Genomic DNA, 23920 nt, shown 5'->3' on the forward strand with positions numbered 1-23920 from the left:
TGAATGAGGGCGATGAGCCGGGCCGCCGTCAGGCGGCCCAGCTGTCGGGCAGGACGTGGCTGGCAAGCGCGGCCAGCAGGTCGGCGGCGCCGGCCGGACCGCCATGGGCATGGGCGACCTGGCGGGCGAAACCGGGGGAGGCCGGCATGATCTCGGCGCGGGTGTCCGCTCCGCGCTCGGCTGGCCGGCCGCTGCCGTCCGCCGGGGTGCCGCCGCCATCCTGGGGAGCGCCCTGGTTCTGCGGCTGGCCCTGCTGCTCGCCCTGGCCTTGTCCCTGGCCCTGGCCCTGGCTTTGCTGACCCTGACCTTGCTGATTCTGGCCTTGCTGACCCTGTTGGGCTCGGCCCTGACCCTGACCCTGGTTCCCCGGCTGTCCGGCCGTCGGGCCGCGGCCCTGCCCGGTGCCCCGGTCCTGGCCCTGACCTTGGCCCTGAAGCTGGCCCTGACCGTTGTTCTGGCCGGTGCCCTGGGTGCCGGTCTGGCCGGGCGTGCCCTGGCCGTTGGTGCCGGTGGCAGTTCCCGTGTTGCTTCCGGTAGCCGTGCCGGTCCCTCCAGGCGTGCCGACGCTGCCGCCGAGGCCCGTGCCGCCCAGGCTGCCGCTGCCCAGACCGCCACCAAGACCGCCGCCGAGGGCACCGCCCAGCCCGCCGCCCAAACCGCCACCGAGGCTGCTTCCCCCCAGTCCGCTGCTGGAACCGGAGGAACTGCCGCCGATGCTGGTGAGCGTCACCGAGCGGCCGGCATCGGTGCTGGCCGAGCTGCCGCCGACGCTGCCCAGCGTCACCGAGCGACCGGCATCCGTGCTGGCCGAGCTGCCGCCGACACTGCCCAGTGTCACCGACCGTCCGGCATCCGTGCTGGACGAACTGCCGGGCATGCCGGCGCTGCTGCCGCTGCCGCCGCCCGGCAGGCTCGGACCCGATCCGCCGCCCAGCACATTGCCGCCCAACACACTGCCCGAGGACGAGCTGTTGGAGGTCGGGCCGTTCGACGAGGAACCGAGCGCCGAGCCGCCGGACTGTGACGGACCGTTGCCGCTGCCGGTGACCGGCGTGGTGATCGCCGGGCTGTTGGTCGTGTTGACGGTGGCTGTCGTGGTCGTGGTGGTGGTCGTCGTTGTCGTGACGCGGGCCACCGCAACCGTCACCGTGGTTGCGGTGGAGCTGTTGCCGACGAGGTCGCGGGCCTGGATGCTGATCGACCGGCTGGTCGCCGTGCCGGCGAAGCTCGGGTCGCTGGCGCTCGACCGCAGCCCGATCGCCCGCACCGCCGCCTGATAGTCGGCGGCCGACGCCACGCCGGTCAGCACGATGCCGGCGCCGTCGCGGGTCGCGGTGATGCCGGCCGGCAGGGCGCCGATCACCAGCTCGTCGCCGCTGCGGGCATCGGTCAGGGTGACCGTCACCCGGTTCAGTGAGCTGGCGTCCGACAGCGACACCGCGGATCCCAGCGTCGCCGTGCCGCCGGCGGTCAGCGTCGGGGCAGAGCCGCCGGACACCGTCGGGGCCTGGGTGTCGACCGTCAGGCTCAGCGTGCCCGAGCGGCCGATGTTGCCGGCCCGGTCGGTGGCGGTGGTGACCACGCTGTGGCTGCCGTCGGCCAGCGGGGTGGTGACGGCGAAGCTCCAGCGGCCGTCGCTGCCAGTCGTGGCCGTGCCGACGGCGATGCCGTCGACGATGACCGTGACCGTGCTGTTCGGATCGGCGCTGCCGGTCAGGGTCGGACGGCCGGTGGCGATGACGTTGGCCGAATTGTCGACACCGGAGATCGCCGGGGTCGACAGCACCGGCGCCGTGCTGTCGATGGTCAGCGCCAGCGCCGCAGAGGTGCCGCTGCTGTTGCCGGCGCGGTCGGTCGCCCGGCTGGTGACGGCATGGGTGCCGTCGGCCAGCGGGGTGGTCGGCGTGAAGCTCCAGCTGCCGTCGGAGCCGGCGATGGTGGTGCCAACCGCCACGCCGTCGACCAGGACGGTGACGGTGGAGCCGGCTTCCGCCGTGCCGCCCAGGGTCGGGCGGTTGAGGTTGGTCACCCCGTCGGTGGCGGAGGTGCCGGTGTCCTGCCCGGCCGCCAGCACCGGGGCCGGGGGGGTGTCCGGCGCCACGGTGTCGACCAGGACGTTCTGCAGGCCCGGCAGGCCGGTCAGCACCGTGGGCAGCGGGAGCCCGGCCTTGTCGGCGATGCCGCCGCCGTTGAGGTTCAACCCGGTGACGGCGATGCCGTCGCCGTCGCTGTCGCCCGCCTGCACCACATAGTCGAAGCGCAGGACCGTCCCGCTGCTGCCCGCGGGGGTGTAGACCGCCTGGCGGGTCTGGCCGCCGATGTCCAGCGTGATCGTCGGGGTGCCGTTGACGATCACCACCTCGCTGGCCTGGATGTAGAAGCTCAGCGTCTTGCCGACGCCGTACATGCCGTCGGCGGGCACGACGATGCTGCGGATCGCCGGCGGTGTGGTGTCGATGGCGATGTCCTTGTTCAGCCCCAGCGACCGCACGTCGCCCGGCATCGTCAGGGTCAGGTTGCCGGCGTTGCCGGCGATGTCGGTGATCGATCCCGCCAGGGCCGAGGTGCCGATGGCGTCCAGGTCGGCGGCGGTGTCGCCGGCCTGCACCGTGTAGGTGAAGGTCAGCGTGCTGGTTCCGGCCCCGCTGCTGTAGGTGGCGGTGCGGCCGGTGTTCAGCGCCAGGGTCGGCGTGCCGTTGACCGCCACCGCCTCGCTGAAGCTCACCTGGATCGAGATGGTCTGGCCGGTGGTGTAGGTGCCGTTGCCGGTGCTGGAGGTGACGTTGGTGACGCTGGGCGGGAGGCTGTCGATGCGCACGCCCGCCATGCTGGCGATGCCGCTCAGCGTGCGGATGGCGCTGTTGCCGACCAGATCGGCGATGCCGCCGCCGCTGATCGAGCCGCCGATGCCGATGCCGTCGGCATCGACCAGATTGCTGCCGACGGTGTAGCGGAAGGTCAGCGCCGTGCCGCCCGAGCCCGACAGGTAGGTCGCCTGCACCACCGTGCCGTCGTCCAGCGTGATGCCGACGCTGGGCGTGCCGGTGACGGCGACCGCTTCGGAGAAGGTGACGGTGACGTCGATGGTCTCGCCGGCCCGGTAGGTGCCGTTCACCGCCGAGACCGCGGTGACCGTCGGGGCCGTGGTGTCGATGGCGATGTCCCTGGTCCCGGCCAGCGACGACCCGCTGCCGGTCGCCGGCAGGGTCAGCGTCGCGCTGTTGCCGGCGATGTCGGCGATGGTGCCCGACAGCGCAGCGGTGGAGGCGTAGTCGAGGTCCGACGCGGTATCGCCGGCCTGCACGACGTAGGTGAAGGTCAGCGTCGTGCCGCCCGACCCGCTGGCGTAGGTCGCGGTCCGGCCGGTGCTCAGCGCCAGGGTCGGCGTGCCGGTCACCGTCACCGCTTCGGAGAAGACGACCTGGATCGACACGGTGTCGCCGGCCTTGTAGGTGCCGTTGGCGGTCGAGGCGGTCACCGACGACACCGTCGGTGCCGTGGTGTCGACCGTCACCGACAGGCCCGACGAAGCGGGGGAGGTGTTGCCGGCGGTGTCGGTCGCCTTGACGCTGAGGCTGTGCGTGCCCGCCGCCAGGGTGGAGCTGGTGATGGTCCAGTTGCCCGAGCCGTCGGCGGTCGTCGTGCCCAGCACGGTGGTGCCGTCGGTGTCGTACAGCGTCACCGTGGATCCCGCCTCCGCCGTGCCGGTGACGGTCGGGGTGGCGGTCCGGGTGATGCCGTCGCTGCTCGACGTGCCGGTGTCGCTGGCCGTCGCCAGGACCGGCGTCCCCGGCGCGACCGGCGCCGTGGTGTCGATGACGATCGGCAGGCCGGTCGAGGCGGTCGAGGTGTTGCCGGCGGCGTCGGTCGCCTTGGCGGTGATGGTGTGGCTGCCCGATGTCAGGGTGGAGACCGTGATCGACCAGTTGCCGCTGCCGTCCGCCGTGCCGGTGCCGATCAGCGTGGTGCCGTCGGTGTCGTACAGCCGGACCGTGCTGTTCGGCTCCGCCGTGCCGGTGAAGGTCGGGGTGGCGTTGCCGGTGATGTCGTCGGTGTTGGAGGTGCCGGTGTCGGTACCGGCGGTCATGTCGGCCGCGCTCGGCGCGCCGGGCGCCGTGGTGTCGATGACGATTGCCTTGTTGGCCCCCAGCGAGTTGGCCGCCCCCGGCGTCGCCAGCGTCAGGATCGCGGCGAGGCTGGTGGAGCTGTCGATGATGGTGCCGCCGCTCAGCGCCAGTGCCGTGGTGGAGGCGTAGTCGAGGTCGGCGGAGGTATCGCCGGCCTGCACGGTGTAGGTGAAGCTCAGCGTGGTGGTGCCCGACCCGCCGGCGTAGGTCGCGATCCGGCTGTTGTTGCCCAGCGCCAGCGTCGGCGTGCCGGTCACCGTCACCGCCCGGTTGAAGGTGACGGTGATCGTGATGGTGTCTCCGGCCTTGTAGCTGCCGTCGGCGGTGCTGGCGCTGACCGACGAGACGGTCGGGTTGACCAGCGAGGTCAGGACGAGGTCGTTGCCGGTGCCGCCAGCGTAATCGACCGTGTAGAGGTCGTTGTTGCTGTTCAGCGTGGCGCCCTGCGCCAACCCCGACAGGGTGCTGGACACCGCCCCGACGCCGGTCTGGTCGATCACCTTGTAGGTGGCGGCGTTGACGGCGGAGAAACCGTTGACCCGGACGACAGTGACGGCGCTGGAGCCGCTGGACAGCGTGACGCCGCCGCTGACGATCACCTGGTCGTAGTCGGTGCCGGCGGTGGTGCCGGCGATCTCGACCGCCAGGGTGCCGCTCAGCGACAGGTTGCCGTTGACGGTCAGGCTGCCGATGCCGTTGTTGGTCCCGGCGATGCCGGGCGCCAGGGTGGCGCCGGACGCGACCGTCAGCGTGTTGGACGAGCTGGCGGCGAAGATCGAGCCGGTGCCTCCCAGCGTCGCCCCCGACGCCACCGAGACGGCGCTGGTGCCGCCGAGCGCCCCGGTCACCAGCAGGGTGCCCACCGACACGGTGGTCTGCCCGGTGTAGGTGCTGGTGCCCGACAGGGTCAGCGTGCCGCTGCCCGTCTTGGTCAGGTCGTCGCTGCCGCCGATGGCGCCCGACAGCGTCACGGCGACGGCGGTGTCGATGGTGGCGCCGTTGACCCCGGTGTCGAAGACGTTGTCGATGGTGCCCGCCCCGGTCACCGTCAGCGTGCCGCCGTTCAGCGTCACCGTGCCGGCACCCAGGTTGGCGTCGCCGGCCACGCTCAGCGTGCCGCCGCCGCGCACCCTCATCTCTCCGCTGAAGCCGCCGCTGTTGGAGCCCGACAGCGTCATCGTGCCGCTACCGTCGAGACTGAAGGCGCCGCTGCCGGTCAGGGTGCCGGAGAAGGTGGTCGAGCTGTTGTTCACCCCGGTGGTCAGGGTGTTGGCGCCGATCGCCACCGTGCCGGCTCCGCTCAGCGAGCCGATGGTCTCGTCGCTCGACAGGGTCAGGGTGGTGCCGGCGGCGACGGACACCGCGCTGGTGTCGCCGATCGCCGAACCGCCCGACACCGTCAGACCGCCGGCCGACAGGGTGGTGGCACCGCTGTAGGTGTTCGTGCCCGACAGGGTCAGCGTGCCGCTGCCGGTCTTGGTCAGGCCACCGGTGCCGGACAGCACGCCGGAGAAAGTCGTGTTGCTGCTGGCGCCGCCGGTGGTGAGTGTATAGACCCCCAGCGTCACATTGCCAGATCCTGCCAGCGAGCCGATAGTCTCGGCAGCGCCGAGCGACAGGGTGGCGCCGCTGGACACTGTGACGGCGCTGCTGTCGCCGATGGCGCTGCCGCCCGTCGCCGCCAGCGTGCCCGCCGACACCGTGACGGCGCCCGTGTGGGTGTTGGTCCCGGACAGGGTCAGGGTGCCGCTGCCCGACTTGGTCAGCGCCCCCGACCCCGACAGCACGCCCGACAGCGTCGCGGCGGCCGAGTTGCTGATCGTCGACCCCGACGACACCGCGATGGCGTTGGTGATGGTGGTGGCGCCGGTGATCGACAGGGTGCCGCCCGACAGGGTCGTCGTGCCGGATCCCAGGCTGGCGGCGTTGGCGACCGACAGCGTGCCGGACGACACCGTGATGCCGGTCATGCTGTTGGTCCCGCCCAGCACCAGCGCGCCGGTGCTGGTGCTCGCCACCGTCAGCGAGCCGTTCGACACCGCGCCGTCCAAGGTCAGGGCCTCGGTGATGGTGTTGTTGACCGTCCGGGTCGTGCCGCCCAGATCCACGGTGCCGGTGAAGGTCAGCGCCGCCGAACCGGACATCGTCATCGTGCCGCCCAGCACGAGGTTGTTGGCGAGCGTCCGCGCGGTGGACCCCGACCCGCGCACCTTGCCGCCGTTGATCGTCAGCGTCCCGGTTCCCACCGCGGTGTCGCTGCCGAACTGCAGGATGCCGCTGCCCAGCGTCGTGCCGCCCGTGTAGGTGTTGGTCCCCGAAAGCCCCAGGACATTGCCGGCGTTGGTGCTGGCGATGCTCAGCCCGCCGCTGCCGGAGACGGTGCCGCTCAGCGTGACCGAACCGGCCGAGACGTCGACGGTGCCGCCGCCGCCGCCGAGCGCGACGGCGATTCCGCTGCTGAGGACCGCCGTCGAGGCCAGCGTGCCGCCGTCCAGCGTCAGCGTCGTCTGGCCCAGGCTGGCGGACGCCCCCACCGCCAGGGTTCCCGCGGTCACCGTGATCCCGCTGACCCCGGAGCCGGAGGTGTTGTTGGTCCCGGACAGCGTCAGCGTGCCGCTGCCCGACTTGGTCAGCGTGCGGGTGTTGCCGGTGACGTTGCCGCTGATCGTGACGGCCGCGTCGGTCTGGACCGTGGCGTCGCCGGTCAGGGCGACCGCGTTGTCGATGGTGGTCGCGCCCGTGACCTGCAGCTTGCTTCCGGCCGCCAGGTTGACCGCGCCGGTTCCCAGATTGCCGTCGGCGGCGATGCTGATCGTGCCGGCGGAAACCGTGGTCTGCCCGGTGTAGGTGTTGGTGCCCGACAGGGTCAGGGTGCCGCTGCCGGTCTTGGTCAGGCCGTCGCTGCCACCGATGGCGCCCGACAGCGTCACGGCGACGGCGGTGTCGATGGTGGCGCCGTTGACCCCGGTGTCGAAGGCGTTGTCGATGGTGCCCGCCCCGGTCACCGTCAGCGTGCCGCCGTTCAGCGTCACCGTGCCGGCACCCAGGTTGGCGTCGCCGGCCACGCTCAGCGTGCCGCCGTCCCGCACCGTCATGGTGCCGGTGAGGCTGCTGCTGTTGGTGCCCGACAGGGTAAGGGTGCCGGTGCCCCGCTTGTAGAAGTCGCCGGAACCGCTGAGGGTGCCGGAGAAGCTGGTGCTGGCGTTGTTGCTGCCGGCCTCCAGCGTGTTGGCGCCGATCAAGACGCTGCCGTCACCCGCCAGCGACCCCAGCGACAGGCTGGCCACCGCCGAACTCAGGGTCGCGCCGGAGGCCACCGTCACCGCGCTGTCGTTGCCGACGGTGCCGCTGCCGCTCGCCGCCAGCGTGCCGGCGGAAACGGTGGTCGAACCGGTGTAGCTGTTGGCGCCCGACAGGGTCAGCGTGCCGCTGCCGGTCTTGGTCAGGCCGCCGGTGCCGGACAGCACGCCGGAGAAGGTCGTGCTGCTGTTGGCGCCGCCGGTGGTGAGTGTATAGACCCCCAGCGTCACATTGCCAGATCCTGCCAGCGAGCCGATAGTCTCGGCAGCGCCGAGCGACAGGGTGGCGCCGCTGGACACTGTGACGGCGTTGCTGTCGCCGATGGCGCTGCCGCCCGACGCCCTCAGGGTGCCGGCGCTAACGGTGGTGGCGCCGGTGTAGGTGTTGCTCCCCGACAGGGTCACCGTGCCGGTGCCGGTCTTGGTCAGGGCGCCGCTGCCGCTGACGATGCCGGACAGGGTCAGGGCGTTGGCGGTCTTCACCGTGCCGTCGTTGCTGCCGATGGCGATGGCGTTGGTCAGCGTCTGGCTGGACGCCGTGGTGGTCAGCGTGCCGCCGTTCAGCGTGATGGTGCCGCTGCCGATGGTGCCGGTGGCGCCCAGCTCCACCTCGCCGCGCAGCGTGATGCCGCCGGACCAGCTGTTGCCGGCATTGCTCAAGGTCAGCTTGCCGCTGTCGAGCTTGGTCAGGCCACCGGTCCCGGTGATGGCGCCGGACAGGGTAACGGCGTTGGCGTTGGTGATGCTGCTGTCGGACGACAGGGCGATGGCGTTGTCGATGGTGGTGGCGCCGGTGACGGCCAGAGTGCCGCCGGCCATCGTCACCGCATCGGTGCCCAGGTTGGCGTCGCCCGCCACCGACAGGGTGCCGGCGCTGACGGTGATGGTGTTGATGCCGGTGTTGCTGCTGGCGGTGTTGTTGGTGCCGCCCAGGGCCAGCGTGCCGGTGCCGCTCTTGGTCAGGGCCGCGGTGTCGGTGCCGTTGTCGGCCAGGGTCGAGTTGATCGTCAGCGTGTCGCCTTCGCCGACGCTGACGTCGAAGCTGCTGCCCAGCGTGAAGCCGTTGCCGGTGATGGTGATCGACCGGCTGTCGGTGTCGCTGTCCATCGCCAGCGTCACGCCGCTGCGCACCACCAGCGTACTGGGCAGCGTGATGGTGCCGCTCAGCGTGCTGGCGAAGCGGATGGTGACGTTGCCCGAAATGTTGTTGGCAAGCGCGATCGCTTCCCGCAAATCCAGGCCGCCGCCGTCGGCCTTGTCGGCCGCATAGGTGCCGGCCGGCGCGCTGCCGTCGACGGCGGTGACGTCGACCACGAGGTCGTTGGTCACGCCGATGCTGAAGGTCTTCTCGTAGGTGGCGGTGCCGTCGCTGACCTGGACGCGGATCGAATAGCTCTGCCCGCCGGTCAGGGTGGCGGCGTCGTTCGCCCGCAGCGAGGTGCCGGAGATGTTGAACAGCGCGTTGTTGGTGTCGCCGCTGCCGCTGACCAGCGTGTAGGTGAGGGTCTGGCCGGTGTCGGCATCGGTGGCCGACAGGGTGCCGACCACGCCGTTGGTGCCCTCGAAGATGCTGATCGAGCTGTTCGACAGGGCGAGATTGCCCGGCGCGTCGTTGATCGAACTGGCGGTGACCACCGTGCTGGTGTTGGCGCTGCTGCTGCCGATGCCGTCGCTGGCGGTCAGGCTGAAGGTGGTCTGCACCGTGCTGCCGGGCACCACTTGGTTGTTGGTGGGGGTGAAGACCAGCGCCTGCAGCAGGGTCTGCAGCCCGCCCGGCGTGGTGGCGGTCAGGGTGTAGTTGCCGGCCGTGCCGGTCAGCCCGCCGCCGGCGCTCGACAGCGTGCCGTTGGCCGCGGTGTAGGTGATGGTGACGGTGAAGGTGCCGGTGCTGTCGTCGGCATCCGTCACCGTCACGCTGGCGAAGGGCGTGGTGGTGGCGTTGTCGTCGACCGTGCCGGCGGTGGTGAAGGTGCCGCCCAGCACCGGCACCTGGTCGGACGGCCCGGTCAGCACGACGTCGTTGCTGTTGCTGCCGGCGGCATAGCTGATCGTGATCGTCCCGCTGTTCAGCGTGATCGACGCCCCCGACGACAGCCCGTTGAAGCTGCCGGTGACGGCGTCGCTGCCGTCGTTGGAGATGATGACGAAGCTGTCGCCGCTGACCGTCTTCACCGGCGTGTAGCTGCCGCCAGCGGTCAGGGTGGCGCTGCCGACGTTCACCGCCCCGGTGACGTTCACCTGATCGTAGCTGCTGGTGCTGGCCAGATCGACCGCCAGGGTACCGCCGGACTGGATGGTCAGGCCGCCGTTGACAGTCAGGGTGCCGACGCCGTTGTTGGTGCCGGCGATGCCCGGCGACAGCGTGCCCCCCGACTGCACGGTCAGGCTGCCATTGACGGTGCCCGTGCCTGCCAATGTGCCGCCATTGCCCACTGTGACCGCGCCGGCAGAAGCGCCGTTCAGGGTGCCGGTGACGACCAGCGTGCCGGCGCCGACCGTGGTGGTGCCGGTGTAGGTGCCGGTGCCGGACAGGGTCAGCGTGCCGGCGCCGACCTTGGTCAGGTTGTTGGCTCCGCTGATGACGCCCGACAAGGTGAGCGCGTTGCCGGTGCCGACGCTGACAGTGCCGTGGCCGCTGCCCAGAGCAATGGCGTTGGCCAGCGTGACGGCGCTGCCGGTGGTGGCCAGCGTGCCGCCGTCCAGCGTGATGCCGGCGCTGCTGATGTTGCCGGCCCCTGCGATCGACAGGGTGCCGTTGCTGACGGTGGTGGTGCCGGTGTAGCCGTTGGTTCCGCTCAGCACCACCGTGCCGGCGCCGACCTTGGTCAGGTTGTAGGCGCCGGACACCGTGCCGCTGATTGTCAGCGTATCGCCGCTGTTGTAGGAGCCGATGCTGGCGTCCGCCCCCAGGGTGACGGTGCCGGTGATGGTGGCCGTTCCGCCGTCGACCTTTACCGCACCGATCCCGGACGACACGCCGATGCCGCTGATCGTCAGGTTTTCGGCGATGGTCAGACCGTTGTCGATGCGCAGGGTGGCGCCGCTGGCGACGGTGGTGCCGGCGGCGGCGGTGCCCAACGCGTTGGCGTGGGTGATGTACAGGACGCCGGCGCTGACGGTGGTGGCGCCCGTATAGGTATTGTCGCCCGACAGGGTCAACATTCCACCGCCGGTCTTGGTCAGGTTGAAGCCGGTGCCGCTGACCACGCCCGACAGGGTCAGGCCGGTACCCGACACGCCGATGGTGGTGTTGGCGCCCATGGCGACGGTGCCGTTGACCGTGGCGCTGCCGCTGGTGACCTGCAGGGCGCCGCCCGACGACACGCCGGTGCCGGAGACGGTGAGGTTCTCCGCCAGCGTGATGCCGCCGGCGACGGCCAGGGTGGCGCCGCTGGAGACGCTGGTGCCGCCGGCGCTGGTGCCGAGCGCGTTGTTGTGCCCGGCGACCAGCGTGCCGGCCGACACGGTGGTGGCGCCGGTGTAGGTGTTGTCGCCCGACAGGGTCAGCGTGCCGGTACCCGCCTTGGTCAGGGCGTTGCTGCCGTCGATCACGCCAGACAGGGTGAGGTCGCTGGTGGTGGTGACGGTGGTGTCGGCGTTCAGCGTGACGGTGCCGCTGACGGTGTTGGTGCCGCTGGCGCTGACCAGCGCGCCGCCCGACGACACGCCGCTGCCCGACAGGGTCAGGTTCTCGGCGATGGTTATGCCGCCCGACAGGGAGAGTGCTGCGCCGTCCGCCACCGTGGTGCCGCCGGCGGTGCTGCCCAGCGCGTTGGCGTTGCTGACGGTGACCGTGCCGGAATTGATGGCGAAGGCGCCGCTGAAGCTGCTGTTGTTGCCGGACAGGGTCAGATTGCCGGAGGCGGTCTTGGTCAGGGTGCCCGATCCGCCGATGGCGCCGGACAGGGTGACGCTGCCGCTGGGCGCGACGTTGATGCTGCCGCCGCTGCTGCCGATGGCGATGGCGTTGTCGATGGTGCCGACGGCGCCGCTCAGCCGCAGGGTGCCGCCGTTCAGCGTCAGGGTGCCGGCGCCGAGATTGCTGTCGGAGGTCGCGACCAGCCAGCCCCTGGTGACGGTGATGCCGCCGGCGAAGCCGGTGCTGTTGGCGGTGCCGTCCAGCGTCAGGCTCCTGCTGTCGGCATCGGCGTTCAGAATCAGGCTGCCCGACGAGGTGCCGGTGATGGCGCCGCTGAAGGTCCCGTTGGCCGACTGCTTGACCGTCAGGGCATTGCCGCCCAGCGCCAGCGTGGCGCCGCTGACCCCGGTCAGCGTGCCGATGGTCTCGGTCGCCGCCGACAGCTTCAGCGTGGCGCCGCTCGCCACCGTCACGGCGCTGCCGTCGGCGAGCGCGGTGCCGGCGCTGCTGTTCAGCTCCAGCGTGCCGGCGCCGACGGTGGTGGTGCCGGTGTAGCTGTTGGCCCCGGTCAGGGTCAGGGTGCCGCTGCCGGCCTTGGACAGGCCGCCGGTGCCGCTGACGATGCCGTCGAAGCTGGTGCTGCTGTTGTCGCCGCCGGTGGTCAGCGTGTTGCCGCCCAGCGTGACGGCGCCGCTGCCGGTCAGCGACCCGATGGTCTCGCTGCCGGACAGGTTCAGCGTGGCGCCGCTCGCCACCGTCACCGCGCTGCTGTCGCCGATGCCGTCATTGACCGTCAGGGTGCCGGCGCCGACGGTGGTGGCGCCGCTGTAGTCGTTGCCGCCGCTCAGCGTCGCCGTGCCGGCGCCGCTCTTGGTCACCGCGCCGCTGCCGGAAATCTTGCTGGTGACGGTCAGCGTGTCGCTGCTGCCGTTGCTGAGGGTCAGCACCGTTCCGGTCGACACGGTGATGGTGCTGCCGGCGATGGTCAGGCCGCTGGCGGCGTCGGCGTCGAAGGTCAGGTTCTCCGTCACCGCCAGGTCCGAGCCCAGCGTGACGGTGCCGTTGGCCAGCCCGCCGGCGAATTTGATGGTCTGGGTTCCGGTGGTGTCGGCCAGGGCAATCGCCACCGCCTCGCGCAGGCTGACGCCGTCCGAGACATCGATGCTCCCGGTATCGGCAGTGTTGGTGACATAGATGGTGTCGCTGGCCACCGTCACGTCGGCGGTGGTGCTGCCGCCGTTGCCGTCGGTCAGGCTGTAGCGGATCACGGTGTCGCCGGTCGGCGTGTCGTTCCGGTACAGGATGTTGTGCATCACCGTCTGGATCAGCGTCGCGGTGGCGTTGCCGTTGAAGGTGACGGTCAGCGTGCCGTTCGTGTTGGTGACGGTGGCGAAGGCGGCGTTGGCGTTCGCCGTGTCCAGCAGCGTGCCGCCGCTTTCCGAGAAGGCGGCGTTGCTGTTGAACGAGAACAGATCCGACGTCAGCGGCGTCGCCGTGCCCGAGACCGAGCGGTGGATCGTCAGGACGCTGCCGGTCCAGCTGCTTGCACCGTTCTCCGTGTCGGATGCGGTGACGGCGGTGCCGGCATCCAGCAGCACCGTCTGGCCTTCGCCGGCCCAGAGGACGCTGTCGCCGTTCAGGTTGCCGATCACCGGGTTGCTGTTGGCGGTGACGGTGATGCCGGTGCCGGTCGAATCCGAGATGTCGCCGAAGATCGGGCCGTTCCAGTCGTCGGCCGCGGTGAACTTGTAGGTGGTGCCGCCGGTCGAGCTGGTGCCGCTCTTGTTCAGCAGGGCATCCACACTGGTCTTGGTCGATCCGCTCAGCGTCACGGTGAAGCTGGTGGCGCTGGTGATCTCCACCGCCCCGGTCAGCGAGGCGGTGCCGCTGCCCTGGCCGGTGATGGTCAGCTTCGTCAGGTCGATGTCGTTCACCGACCCCGACTGATGCACCAGGTTGGTGCCGGTCACGGTCAGCACGCCGCTGGTCTGATCGTAGGTGACCGCCGTGATGGTTGGCTTCTGGCTGCTGGAGACGGTGACGCCGTTGCCCGTCGTGTCGGCCGGCGCCGATTGCGTGCTGTCCCAGTTGGCCGCCGCCTCCAGATTGTAGGTGGTCGCCCCCTGGGAGCTGGTCCCATCCTTGTTCAGCAGCCCTTCGACGAATGCCTGGTCGGTCGCTCCCAGCGTGATGGTGAAGACGTTGGAGGCCGGGGCGGAGGTGACGGTGGAATTGCCGGTCAGCGTGTAGCTGTTGCTGCCTTCGCCGGTCAGGGTGAGCTTGGTGACGTCGATGCTGTCGCCGTTGGTGATGTTGCTGCCCGTCACCACCAGCTGGTTGGTGCTGGCGTTGTAGGTGGCCGAGGTGATGGACGGTACGGGGACGTAGGCATTGAGCGTGATGCTGCTGGTCCGCCCGGTGCTGTTCAGTTCACCGTCGTTTGCAACGACCGTAACGGTCCGGGTTCCCACCGTATAGGATCCCGCGGAGTTGTAGTATTTGATCTGCCCGAGTACGGTCGTGTAATTCGCCACGCTGGACGCGCCGGTCAGAAGAATGGTCTGGTTGCTGTTTGTGTATGTCACCGCAATTCCAAGACTGGCCGCTGCGCTGATTTCGGCAGCCGTCAAGGAAATGCTTTCGCTGCTTCCGTCAAGCGCGCTGGAAAGTATCACGGATGCGGAAAGCAGGCGGTTGTCGCTGTCGCCCGGTTCGGTGATCGCAAGCGAGGGGATGACCAGAACCCCGCCGCTGGGCGACGTGGTGCTTGTCGTCGCGTTGTTGCCCGCACTGTTGCTGTCGAGATCCAGCACGGCCTCGTTGCCGGTTCCCCACTGGACCTCATAAGCTCCGATATCCAGAGCTCCGCCACGGATGCGCTCCAGGCCGCGGAGGTCACCGGACGCGGAATAATAGCTGGCGCTGGAACTGTCGCCCGCATTTATGAGCGATGTCGCATTCTCCTTCGGCCTGAAGTCGTTGGTCGCCGCATTCACGAACGCAACGGTCGTCCCATTGGTGGTTCCTTTGTAATTGCTTTTCTCCGTTATCGTAACGCTGTTGCCCGATGCATCTATAATGCTGTTCGGGGAGCTGCTGGAGACGGAGTTGTTGGTGATCGTGTTATCGGCAATGATGGTGTTGTAGACATTCAGGGTGCTTCCCGTTCCAGCGGTAGCAATTCCAATACCACCGCCGCCAGCAGTATAGCCGGAAGCCGTATTTATGAATGTATTATTGGCGATTGTTGTGTTTCTGACGGTAAGACTGAAGGCAACCGCATTGTTGTTTACTGTAATTCCGCCAAAAACTCCGCCGGTCGCAAAATTCAAGGAATATGAATTATTCGCTATGACAACATTTTCAACGAGCGTTGAAGAAGACGCGGCTTGGACGATACGGATCGGAGAGAGAACTTGTTTGTCTACGGTGCTCGATCCGCCATTGTTGGTTAAGATGGTGTCTCGAACGGTCAGGGAGTTGCCGGAAGAGCTGGCTTGGCCAATCACCGTTCCACGATTATAGGTGAAAACACATTGGTCGATCTCCAGGCTGCCGGCCGAAACCGCGACAGTCCCGAATTGTGGAGCGCTTGTATAGAAGCTGTCGAAGCGAAGATTCTTGATGACAAAAGTGGAAGATGCCGCGTTGAAGGTAAATCCTAATGAATCCGACGTGCTGGCAAGAGTGTTCGCGCCGGAGGCATCCTTGTCACCGCTCAAGGTTATGTCGTAAATCCCATCGCCGTTGATATCGCCGTTGATGGTGATCGACTTGGTGACTGAAAGAGCCGTTGCGCTATTCATTAGAAGTGTTTGACCCTTCAGGGTCGGGTCAAACAAAACGATATCTCCGGCCGTGGCCGCGCTGAGGACATTGCGCAGAGAGTCTGTCGTGCTGTCGGTTGCGCTTTTCACCACCTGGGTGGCAAGCCGCCCGGAAAACTCATGCAGGGATTCCGAAGAAAACGGCAATGACGCTTCAATATTTCCAACCTGAGCCTCAAGAACCCAGTTTTCTCCCTCCCGCTGGCCGGTGTCGTCGGTCGATGCCGCGACATCCGCTCCGGTCAGCGTGTGAATCGTGTTTATGAAGGACTGGCCGCGCTCGCCGGCGCCGACATCGCAGGCGTAAAACAGGATGTCGCCACCGGACTTCAGGGCGCTTCCGATCGCATGCAATTCGGTCGCACGACTCTCCAGGCCTTCGGTCCAATAAGCGCGGCCTGCCATGTAAAGATGGCCTTCGCCGCCATGGCTGACGATCTGGATCGAATCCAGATCGGACATTCCTGCCACGGCTTCCGCCATTTGCTGGAATGCTTCCCGGTTGGGATCGAGCAGGATGACCTTGGCATCGGGCGCGATGTCTTTGATCAATGTCGCATAGTCGGCAACGGCGGTATCTACGAACACGACGGAGTGGACGGCCGGCACGGCCGCGGCGGCTTGCGCGGCGGCACGGCCGCCGTCCGGTTGCGCGAAGACGGCTTGAGGAACGGCATCCGCCGATGCCGATGCCGCGGCGGCCGCGTGATCCGCCGAAGTGTCCGGTATCGGTGCGGCCTCGCTGTGCTGGTTGGTTTCCGCGGCCGTCGCGGCGCCGGCCGCGTCGAACATGAAGCGCGGCTCCAGGGCCATGGCGAAGGAGGATGGTTTGCGCGTCTTGCCGGGCAGTTGGTTTCCGCCGAAGCCCTTCGCATCCCGAGACCGCGTCATGTTTCCTCTCCGCCGACGATCGCCATAGCGCCCCGATCCTAGGCCAAAAGTGGTTACCAAGAAGTGTGGAGCTTTAAGGAAGGTACCACTTGGTTGCGATGGAGTGAAACATTCGGGTAACCGAGAGATGCGGGATCCGCCTCTTTTTCGAGCCGATTCGGGGGTGTGCATTGTAAAATCCCGCTTTGATTTTTGTTTTTTCGATGAATTTCCTCTTTAATGTTTCATTTTCGTCATATGACACCTCACAATCAGACAGATCGTCTCTGGAAATCCCATACTCCAGTATGTCTGGGCTTCGACTCAGCCATCAGCGCTTCGTCAGATCGGGAAAAAAACATATTATAATAGTATGTTTGGGACTTAGATGGCGATTTGCGGGAATATTCTGACATTACTACCACCGCGTATGGTGTCTCGCCCCAGCGGCGATGGCGCTGCCGTCCGTCACAATCGATTTCAACGAATCCGGAGGTTCCGTCATGGATGCCTATGTCGCCCTGATCTTCCCGTTTGCCGGCGTCTTCGCTCCTCAGGGCACCGCCCAATGCTGGGGGCAGGAAATGCCCGTGCAGCAGAATCAGGCGTTGTTTTCGCTCATCAGCACCCTCTATGGCGGAACCGGCAATCCGAACTTCAAGCTGCCCGACCTTCGTGGCCGCGTCATGGTCGGTTCGGGCGCCAGCCCCTATCTGAACCAGACGCTGAACCCGGCCAGCTCCGGCGGCGCCGCGGCCACCACGCTCGGCTTGGTCAACCTGCCGTTGCACACCCACGCCGCAAGCTTCACGCCGAGCGGCAGCAGCGGCGGCGCATCCACCATCAACGCCAGCGTGCAGATCCCGGTCGGCACCGGCAACGGCAGCGCCACCGCCCCGGTGAGCGGCCCGAACTATCTGAATGGCCTTGCGTTCGACGATGCGAGCTCCGGCGCCTCGCTTGCCGGCCCCTACAGCACCACCGCTCCCGGCACCGGCAGCTATCTGCAGGGTTCGGCCACCGGCACCGTCTCGGTTGCGGGCGGCGGCGGCATCGTGTCTGTCTCGCCGGGCGGCGGCCAAGCGAGCCCGGTGGCGATCAACAATCTGCAGCCCTACCTGGCGGTGACCATGTTCATCTTCACCTTCGGCATTTACCCGACCCGCGATTGACGCAAGCTGGACGGCCCGGTCCCGCTTGCAGCGGGGCCGGGCCGTCTCCCGGCCCCCGAACCACCGCCCCGTTACCGGAACCCCTGTCATGACCGTCGATTTCAGCACGCTGACCGCTTCGCAGTTCACCCCGCATGTCGGCCAGACATTCCGCTTCCTGTCAGCGGAGGACCGCTCCACGCTCGCCGAGGTCGAACTCACCCTGGTCAAGGAACGGCCGGATTTCACGCCCCGCTGGGCGAAGCGCACGTCCTTCTCGCTGACCTTCGAAGCGTTCGGGCAGAGCGACCTGTGGAACGGCAATTTCCTGCTCGATCATCCGACCGACGGCACGTCCGGCCCCTTCTTCATCGTCCGGACGATCCCGCTCAATCCGGAGCGGCCCTGTTTCGAAATCGTCCTGAACTGACGGGGACACCGCCGGTTCTGCCGGGCCGGGGACGGGGCAGGGGAACCCGTCAGGCCACCCCACCCCCTTGCAAGGCGAGCGGAAGGATCTGCGGCGGCAGATGCTGGATGCCCGGATGGCCCGGCGGCAGCCAGATCAGCTCGATGATTGGCGGGGAATGCACCAGCAGGTCGAAGCCCAGCCGGTGATAGAACCAATGGACCCGCGTTTCCGTCTCGTTCACCGACAGGGTCATGGGCAGGCGAACCTGCATAGCCGAGCCTTGCAGGCTGCGCAGCAGGTTGGTGCCGATGCCCTTGCCGCGGGCCAGCTTGTGGATCTCGACCTCCGCCACGCGCCAGTCCCAGCGCCCCAGATCCATGACGATCCGGCCGACCGGCTGTCCGGCCTTCTCCACGACGAAATCCAGATGCTGCGGGTAGCGTGTTTCCTGGCCGGTCCGCCTGGCGCTGTACTGCTGTTCGTAGAGCGTGCGGATGAAGTCGCGGTCCTGGTGGGCCTGGGCCAGCCAGGGGCGGGCATTCATGAACAGCCCCAGCAGGAAATCATCGTCCGACGGCCGGGGATGACGCATCGACAGGCCGCCCATCAATGGCAGGCTTCCCTGATAGGCCGCCATACGATCACTCTTCATGGTGGTGAAAACATTCCGTCTAGATAGCCGCAGGAGCGGGTGGATGGCAAGACACCCGTTGATGGTCCGGCAGGAGCGGTCCGCACGGAAATGTGACGGGAAAAACGGGATGGACCGGCTGCACAAACGGCAGCGCTTGCGCTATAAACGGAGACAGCGCCCTTTGGAAAAAAGAAAGCCCACTCCGATGCGTGCCCACATCCGCCCCACCCGTATCGCTGCCGTCGCCGTGCTTGCGCTGTCCACCACGCTGGCCGGCTGCCAGACCGGCTCGATGGGCAGCAAGGAGGGGGTCGGCACCGTCGGCGGCGCCGTCGCCGGCGGCCTGATCGGTTCGCGGTTCGGCGGCGGTTCGGGCAAGCTGGTGGCGGTCGGCATCGGCACGCTGCTGGGCGCCTTCGCCGGCCGCGAGATCGGCGCCTCGCTCGACCGCGCCGACCAGCAATATGCCGACCGCGCCGCCTATCAGGCCTACAGCGCGCCCATCGGCCAGCGGATCAGCTGGAACAACCCGCAGTCCGGCAACCAGGGCACCGTCGTGCCGGTCCGCGACGGCTATGACGGCTCCGGCTCCTACTGCCGCGAGTTCCAGCAGACCATCGTCGTCGGCGGCCGCACCGAACAGGCCTTCGGCACCGCCTGCCGCCAGCCCGACGGGTCGTGGAAGATCGTGGGGTGATCGCTGTTCCCGGCTTCCGGGCAGTCATGACCAGAAATGGATGAACAATTCTGCAGGGGGATGCCGAAGATCGCCGCAGCGAACTCGGCATCCGTCCCCTCATCAAATCACCCTGGTTTCTTCATATTGCAGCCCGCTTTTCCGAGCGGGTATTTCGCAACATGTCTCTTGGACACCGCCATCAATGACCGGGTTCCCAGGAACCCGGCATCATGAAGGCACCACGTCATCGTTTCAGACGCGCATAGCGTTGTTCGAGTAAATCGTGGAACCGGGGTCTCAAATGGTTCCGGAATGGGATTTGCGGCGCATCCGGACAAGACAGTGACCGCAGCAAAAGCCCATCGGCCTCTTCCTCACGCCCCACAGCCAGCAGGGACAAGGCGTGGTTACTGAGCATCCAGGCATTCTGCTCCACACCTGCCGCCACCACAGCCTCATGCTGCTGCAGCGCCTCGCTCAAATTCCCGACCCCCAGCAATCCCAGTCCTAAATGGTTGCGCGCGACACAAGTTGCCGCTGGCGTTCCGGCGGTTGCCAAAGCTTCCTCGTAGCAGGCAACAGCCTCCTGATCCCGTCCGGAAGCCTGCAGCACCAATCCGATCCGGCACAAAACACCCCAGCGATCTCCGTGCCCGACATCCTGTACTTGAGGAATGGAGAAAAAGAAGGAAAGGGCCTCCTCATACCGTCCTGTGATCTGCAATGCGCTGCCATGTGCTATCGCAAGGAAGATGTCGGACGTCTGATTCCTGCAAAACGGTGTGGTTAGAGCAAGGGCGGCTTCAAAGTCGAGGCGGACCAGATGGCAGAACGCCAAATGCGTCGCCACCTCCTGATCGTTGGGCATGGCTGCCAGAACCGGCTGCAAAAGCTTTTCGACAAGCTCTATCTGCTGCTTGGGCCAAGCCAGAAAGGCTTGTTCCCGTTGAGCTTCCAGCAGGGCAGGGGCCGCATTCAGTGCGGCATCAACGCAAAATGCCGCCTCTTCAGACCGTCCCTTATGACGAAAAGCCCTCGAAAGCTCCGCAAGGAACAGGGCACCACGAGCCGACAGATCCGACAAGCCGCGCATGATCATCGCAGCTTCGTCCAGGTCTTCAGCCCTGAGAGCCTGCTGGGCCCGGGTGACGGCCTGCTCCTCCATCCAGCGTTCAGCATAATCGGGGCAGCGACGCGCAGCCTCATCCCGGACGGCAGCCGCCTGCTGTGCCAAGCCAGCCTGTTCCAAAACCTCGATCAGCCGGGCATGGGCCAGGGCATTGCGAGGCATGCATTCGATCGCCCGCCGGTAACTGGCTGCGGCCTCTGTCGAATAGCCGTTTCGTTCGAGAGCAACCCCCATCTCGTAATGGTAATTGGCGAAAGTCTCCTGCCGGATGGCGGAACGCCATGCTTCGATCTGCTCCGGGGTCAACTGCTGCATTTCGCCATTTCCTTACGACTGGGATGGACCCGATTGGTCAGATTCCGGTCCATGCCGGTCAGGGCACGACAAAGGTCGGATCGGGAAGGACCCGGTAGAACCTGCCCCCCTTGGCGCGATAGGCGGCTTGACCTGCAGCGATCAGGTCGGCGTAGCGCCAAGCCAGAACCGCGATGTCCGTCGCCGCCTCATCAAGGAGACGGGAGCCTGGGAGCACCGGCAGAGGACCGACGGGAGAGCGCATGGTGTCCTGCAGCGGCGTATCGTCGAACACTGCATCGATCAGCGGCGCGAGTTCGAAGTAGTGGATCAGGGCGGCACAGCCGACGGAGCTGCCGTAGACCAGACCACGACCAGTCTTGGCACGGGATTGGGCCAGCCGCTCCCGCACCGTATGCCCGAGCTGCGCAATACGTGCGTTGAACGCCGTCAGGACGGCGGGATCGCCGATGCCGCCGGCAGCATTCTCTTCAGCGAGCAGTTCGGCAACCCGTGGCGATATCGGCCGCGGACCGCCCCGGACCTGGAGCAGGAACCGGATCGAGCCGCCCTTCGGCGCGATCCTTTCCGCATCGAAAACCTCCAATCCGTGCCGTGCGACGAAATTCAACATCGGCACCACGGCAAAATAGGAGATGTGCTCGTGATAGATCACATCGAGCAGCGTCTTCGCGATCATATCCGCCGCGTACTGCGTCTCGATCACGACCAAGCCGCCAGGATCGAGCATCGCCCCGATCCCGGCAAAGACGTCGTCCAGGCCGTCGATGTTCGCGAGCGTGTTGTTGCAGATGATCAGGTGGGCCCGCCCGTGTTCTGCCGACAACCGGTCGGCAACCGAGGCGGTGAAGAAATCGGCAACGGTCGGAATACCGGCGGCACTGGCGGCACGGGCGGTCTGCTCGGCTGGATCGATGCCGAGAATGCGTGCCCCATGGGCCCTTGCCAATGCCAGGACGGTGCCGTCATTGCTGCCGATGTCGAACACCAGATGATGCGGCGCCAATTCACCGGCATCCGCCAGTTGGTCCAGCAACGCCGCGAAGTGCTCACGTAGCCCGACCGAAATCCCGGTGACGTATCGGAAATTGCGATACTGGAATTCCGGATCGACCATGGTGTTGAGCTGCAGGAAGCTGCAATCGGCACACCGGTACACATCGGCCGGAGCGGTCAGATCGACCCCGCCGGCGTCGCCGACGTTGGGCGAAACGATGGGAAGCGGCTTCAGGGGAATGGCCAGATCGAGCCTGCCGGAACCGCACAGACGGCAAGTCTCCCGGGTCTTGGTCAGCGAGCGATGTGTCATCAAGGCAAGGCGTCCGTCGCAAGCAGGGAGGAAGAACGCCGCCGGTCAGCCGTGACGTTCGTGGATGGAATGACCGCACCCGCCGCGACATCGTCCCTCGCCCGCTGCAGGCTTTCGGGAGTTCCGATGTCACGATGGTATCCATGGTGCCGGACGGCCAGAATGCGACCGAGAAAGGACGGTATGATCTCCGTGGAGAGATCGACAGTCGGTTTTCCCATCGCCGCAATGGCGTCGACCACCGCAGGTTCGAAAACATAGACAGCACCGTTGGCGAGAGTGCCTGGCGGGTCGGCCACCTTTTCATGAAAGCCAATCACCCGGTCATCGGGCGCAAGTTCCAGGATGCCGGAATGCTGGGGCCTGTCGGTATGGAAAGCCAACATCGTGATCTCGACGCCGGATGGGCGCGCGGCATGGCGAGCAATCAGGTTCGCCACGTCGAAATCCGTCAGGTTGTCGGCGTGGGCGACCAGGAAGGGACGGTCGCTGAAAAAGTTCCGGTTGGCCAGCACGGTGCCGCCGGTGCCGAGCAGCGCCGGCTCATGGACCCAGTCGATACGGTTCGACCAGCACGACGCAGCGAGATGCCGGCAAACCGTCTCCGCATGGTGATGCGTGTTGACCAGAACCCGCTCGATGCCGGAGGTAAACAGCAGATCGAGCCAGAGATCGAGCAACGACCGGTCTCCGATTGGAACAAGGCACTTCGGCACCGTGTCGGTCAGCGGCCTGAGACGGGTCCCGAATCCGGCTGCCAGCAGGAGTGCGCGCATATCCATGGCTGTGCCTCCGTCAGGCTTGGATCATCATCAGGCGCCGGTCGTGCCAAATTCGGCCAGCAGTTCGGCCGAAGTCAGAGGTGTATTGCCGATGCGTCCAACCTGCAAGGCCGCTGCGATGGAGCCGAGATAGCTGCTGGTCCAGATGTCCGCTCCGGCACACAGGGCAAGGGCCGTGCATGTGAACAGGCTGTCTCCGGCCCCCGCGACATCGCGCGGGTTGGTATTGAATGCCGGCAGCCGCTCCGTGCCGGCTTCGCCGTTCTTCCGGGCCCAGACCAGAACCCCTTCGCCCCCCAATGTGATCAGGACATTCTGAGCATTTGCTTGCTGCTGCAGCCGTTCGCTGATGATCGGCAGACCTGACTCGAAGTCCCGCAATGCCAGGCGGGCCTCCCGTTCGGTCGGCGTCACGAGGTTCGTGTTCTTGAAGCGGGAAATATCGGACAGTTGGGAGGATGCCTGGCTGTCGGCAGCGATGACGATGCCACGGGCGACGGCGGCGGCGGTTATGGCGTCGACCACGGGCTGGGGCAGGCAGCCATAGTTGAAGTCGGCGAAAAGCAGCAGGTCAACACCATCGAGACGGTCCAGCACAGCGCGCTTGATGGCATCCGCGATATCATGATCGACGGCATGTTGGCGCAGGTGGTTGACCCTGAGCAACGTTTTCCCGGCAGCCCGGAACCGCTGCTTGCGTGTCGTCGGCCGGGTACTGTCGGTAAAGAACACCGCAGTCACTCCCGCCGCCGACAATTCCGCCAATGCGAAGTCGGCGGTCGGGTCGCCACCGACGACGGTTACGAATGAAACATCCGCTCCCAGTCCGCCGGCATGCGCTGCCACGATGCCGGCCCCGCCGATGAACGACTGGGTGTCCACCGGCGTCACCACAATGGTCGGATCCTCCTGAGACATCCCGAGCGGATCGCAGGCGATATACTCATCGACGATCAGGTCACCGACGACCAACACCCGCAGCCCCGCGAACCGGCGGACGATCTCCCCCAGCCCGGACAGGCTGAAGCCGTGGCGCTGTCGATAATCGACCGGCTTGAGGATGAGGCCCGGATGGTCGTCGCTGTTGCGCCGCAAAAGCGAGACCGACGAGAACGTCGCCTCACCCGAGGAAAACAGCAGCCTGCCGCCATATTCGTCGACAACAGCCTGCTCTGGATTCAGGCGGCCTTCATGTTCCTTTCCCTTGACGACCACCGCCGGCCGCAATCGGCGAATGAAGTCGGTCACAGGTTCACGGAGCAGGACAGGATAAAGATTCAGTGCGATGGAACGCAGTGCTTCGATCCGCATCTCGGCGGGCACGCTGACCCCGGGGGTTCCGTCGGGGGTCACGCCGACCACGATGCAGTCGCCTGCCTCGGCAGCAAAGCGCAACAGTCGCAGGTGTCCCGCATGGAGAACATTGAAGTTTCCGGACACAAATACGACCCGAGTTGTGTTGCCGGCTTGCGCAACAATCTCTTCGACCGTTACGTCCATAAGCAATGTCTCCACCTACTATCCTCT

11 protein-coding genes and 1 pseudogene are annotated in these 23920 nt (G+C 66.8%); 5 read left to right on the forward strand and 7 right to left on the reverse strand.

Going from position 1 to position 23920, the window contains the following annotated elements; translation table 11 throughout:
• Positions 1–28: 28 nt before the first annotated feature.
• Positions 29–13870 carry an autotransporter-associated beta strand repeat-containing protein gene (locus ABNQ39_RS35785; RefSeq protein WP_376967569.1) on the reverse strand — a complete coding sequence of 4614 codons (13842 nt, stop codon included), beginning with the start codon at positions 13868–13870 and terminating at the stop codon, positions 29–31.
• Between ABNQ39_RS35785 and ABNQ39_RS35790 the strand changes: the two genes are divergently transcribed.
• A complete protein-coding gene (locus ABNQ39_RS35790) occupies positions 13842–14132 on the forward strand; it encodes a hypothetical protein (RefSeq protein ID WP_376967575.1) in 291 nt (96 codons plus the stop codon). The two genes, ABNQ39_RS35785 and ABNQ39_RS35790, sit on opposite strands and share 29 nt — an antisense overlap.
• A 378-nt stretch (positions 14133–14510) precedes the next feature.
• Positions 14511–14810, forward strand: coding sequence for a hypothetical protein (locus ABNQ39_RS35795; RefSeq protein WP_376967577.1), 300 nt, complete (start codon positions 14511–14513; stop codon positions 14808–14810).
• A 467-nt stretch (positions 14811–15277) separates the two neighbouring features.
• On the opposite strand, the pseudogene ABNQ39_RS35800 reads toward ABNQ39_RS35795, so the two are convergent.
• A pseudogene (locus ABNQ39_RS35800) lies at positions 15278–16174 on the reverse strand (DUF4347 domain-containing protein); the annotation flags it as partial.
• Between the two features lie 311 nt (positions 16175–16485).
• Here ABNQ39_RS35800 and ABNQ39_RS35805 point away from each other — a divergent pair.
• Together ABNQ39_RS35805 and ABNQ39_RS35810 are read left to right on the forward strand one after the other, a co-directional pair.
• Positions 16486–17154 carry a phage tail protein gene (locus ABNQ39_RS35805; protein ID WP_376967289.1) on the forward strand — a complete coding sequence of 223 codons (669 nt, stop codon included), beginning with the start codon at positions 16486–16488 and terminating at the stop codon, positions 17152–17154.
• A gap of 88 nt (positions 17155–17242) precedes the next feature.
• Positions 17243–17563, forward strand: coding sequence for a DUF6916 family protein (locus ABNQ39_RS35810; RefSeq protein WP_376967291.1), 321 nt, complete (start codon positions 17243–17245; stop codon positions 17561–17563).
• A gap of 49 nt (positions 17564–17612) precedes the next feature.
• Here the strand turns inward: ABNQ39_RS35810 and ABNQ39_RS35815 are convergent, their stop codons facing one another.
• Positions 17613–18197: a GNAT family N-acetyltransferase gene (locus ABNQ39_RS35815; protein ID WP_376967293.1), complete on the reverse strand. Its 585-nt coding sequence runs from the start codon at positions 18195–18197 to the stop codon at positions 17613–17615.
• A 187-nt stretch (positions 18198–18384) separates the two neighbouring features.
• On the opposite strand from ABNQ39_RS35815, the gene ABNQ39_RS35820 reads away from it, so the two are divergent.
• Positions 18385–18876, forward strand: coding sequence for an RT0821/Lpp0805 family surface protein (locus tag ABNQ39_RS35820; protein ID WP_376967295.1), 492 nt, complete (start codon positions 18385–18387; stop codon positions 18874–18876).
• Between the two features lie 226 nt (positions 18877–19102).
• On the opposite strand, the gene ABNQ39_RS35825 is transcribed toward ABNQ39_RS35820, so the two are convergent.
• The 4 genes from ABNQ39_RS35825 to ABNQ39_RS35840 are packed head-to-tail and all read right to left on the reverse strand — an operon-like array spanning position 19103 to position 23893.
• Positions 19103–20302 carry a hypothetical protein gene (locus tag ABNQ39_RS35825; protein WP_376967297.1) on the reverse strand — a complete coding sequence of 400 codons (1200 nt, stop codon included), beginning with the start codon at positions 20300–20302 and terminating at the stop codon, positions 19103–19105.
• A gap of 58 nt (positions 20303–20360) precedes the next feature.
• The gene (locus ABNQ39_RS35830) at positions 20361–21611 is read right to left on the reverse strand and encodes a methyltransferase domain-containing protein (RefSeq protein WP_376967299.1); all 1251 of its coding nucleotides are present in this window, start codon (positions 21609–21611) and stop codon (positions 20361–20363) included.
• Complete coding sequence (locus ABNQ39_RS35835; RefSeq protein ID WP_376967571.1) at positions 21611–22387, reverse strand: nucleotidyltransferase family protein; 777 nt, start codon at positions 22385–22387, stop codon at positions 21611–21613. Before ABNQ39_RS35835 ends, ABNQ39_RS35830 begins: the two co-directional genes overlap by 1 nt.
• 36 nt (positions 22388–22423) lie before the next feature.
• The gene (locus ABNQ39_RS35840; RefSeq protein ID WP_376967301.1) at positions 22424–23893 is read right to left on the reverse strand and encodes a PfkB family carbohydrate kinase; all 1470 of its coding nucleotides are present in this window, start codon (positions 23891–23893) and stop codon (positions 22424–22426) included.
• Positions 23894–23920: the final 27 nt, after the last annotated feature.

Source organism: Azospirillum sp. A26 (assembly GCF_042604635.1).
Classification (GTDB): Bacteria; Pseudomonadota; Alphaproteobacteria; order Azospirillales; family Azospirillaceae; genus Azospirillum; species Azospirillum palustre.

What these genes read in the sequence shown, in the direction of transcription:
- ABNQ39_RS35820 (WP_376967295.1), top strand. Translation starts at nt 18,385, where the DNA reads ATGCGTGCCCACATCCGCCCCACCCGTATCGCTGCCGTCGCCGTGCTT.
- ABNQ39_RS35840 (WP_376967301.1), bottom strand. Translation starts at nt 23,893, where the DNA reads ATGGACGTAACGGTCGAAGAGATTGTTGCGCAAGCCGGCAACACAACT.
- ABNQ39_RS35835 (WP_376967571.1), bottom strand. Translation starts at nt 22,387, where the DNA reads ATGCGCGCACTCCTGCTGGCAGCCGGATTCGGGACCCGTCTCAGGCCG.
- ABNQ39_RS35815 (WP_376967293.1), bottom strand. Translation starts at nt 18,197, where the DNA reads ATGAAGAGTGATCGTATGGCGGCCTATCAGGGAAGCCTGCCATTGATG.
- ABNQ39_RS35830 (WP_376967299.1), bottom strand. Translation starts at nt 21,611, where the DNA reads ATGACACATCGCTCGCTGACCAAGACCCGGGAGACTTGCCGTCTGTGC.
- ABNQ39_RS35805 (WP_376967289.1), top strand. Translation starts at nt 16,486, where the DNA reads ATGGATGCCTATGTCGCCCTGATCTTCCCGTTTGCCGGCGTCTTCGCT.
- ABNQ39_RS35810 (WP_376967291.1), top strand. Translation starts at nt 17,243, where the DNA reads ATGACCGTCGATTTCAGCACGCTGACCGCTTCGCAGTTCACCCCGCAT.
- ABNQ39_RS35790 (WP_376967575.1), top strand. Translation starts at nt 13,842, where the DNA reads ATGGTCTGGTTGCTGTTTGTGTATGTCACCGCAATTCCAAGACTGGCC.
- ABNQ39_RS35825 (WP_376967297.1), bottom strand. Translation starts at nt 20,302, where the DNA reads ATGCAGCAGTTGACCCCGGAGCAGATCGAAGCATGGCGTTCCGCCATC.
- ABNQ39_RS35795 (WP_376967577.1), top strand. Translation starts at nt 14,511, where the DNA reads ATGAATGTATTATTGGCGATTGTTGTGTTTCTGACGGTAAGACTGAAG.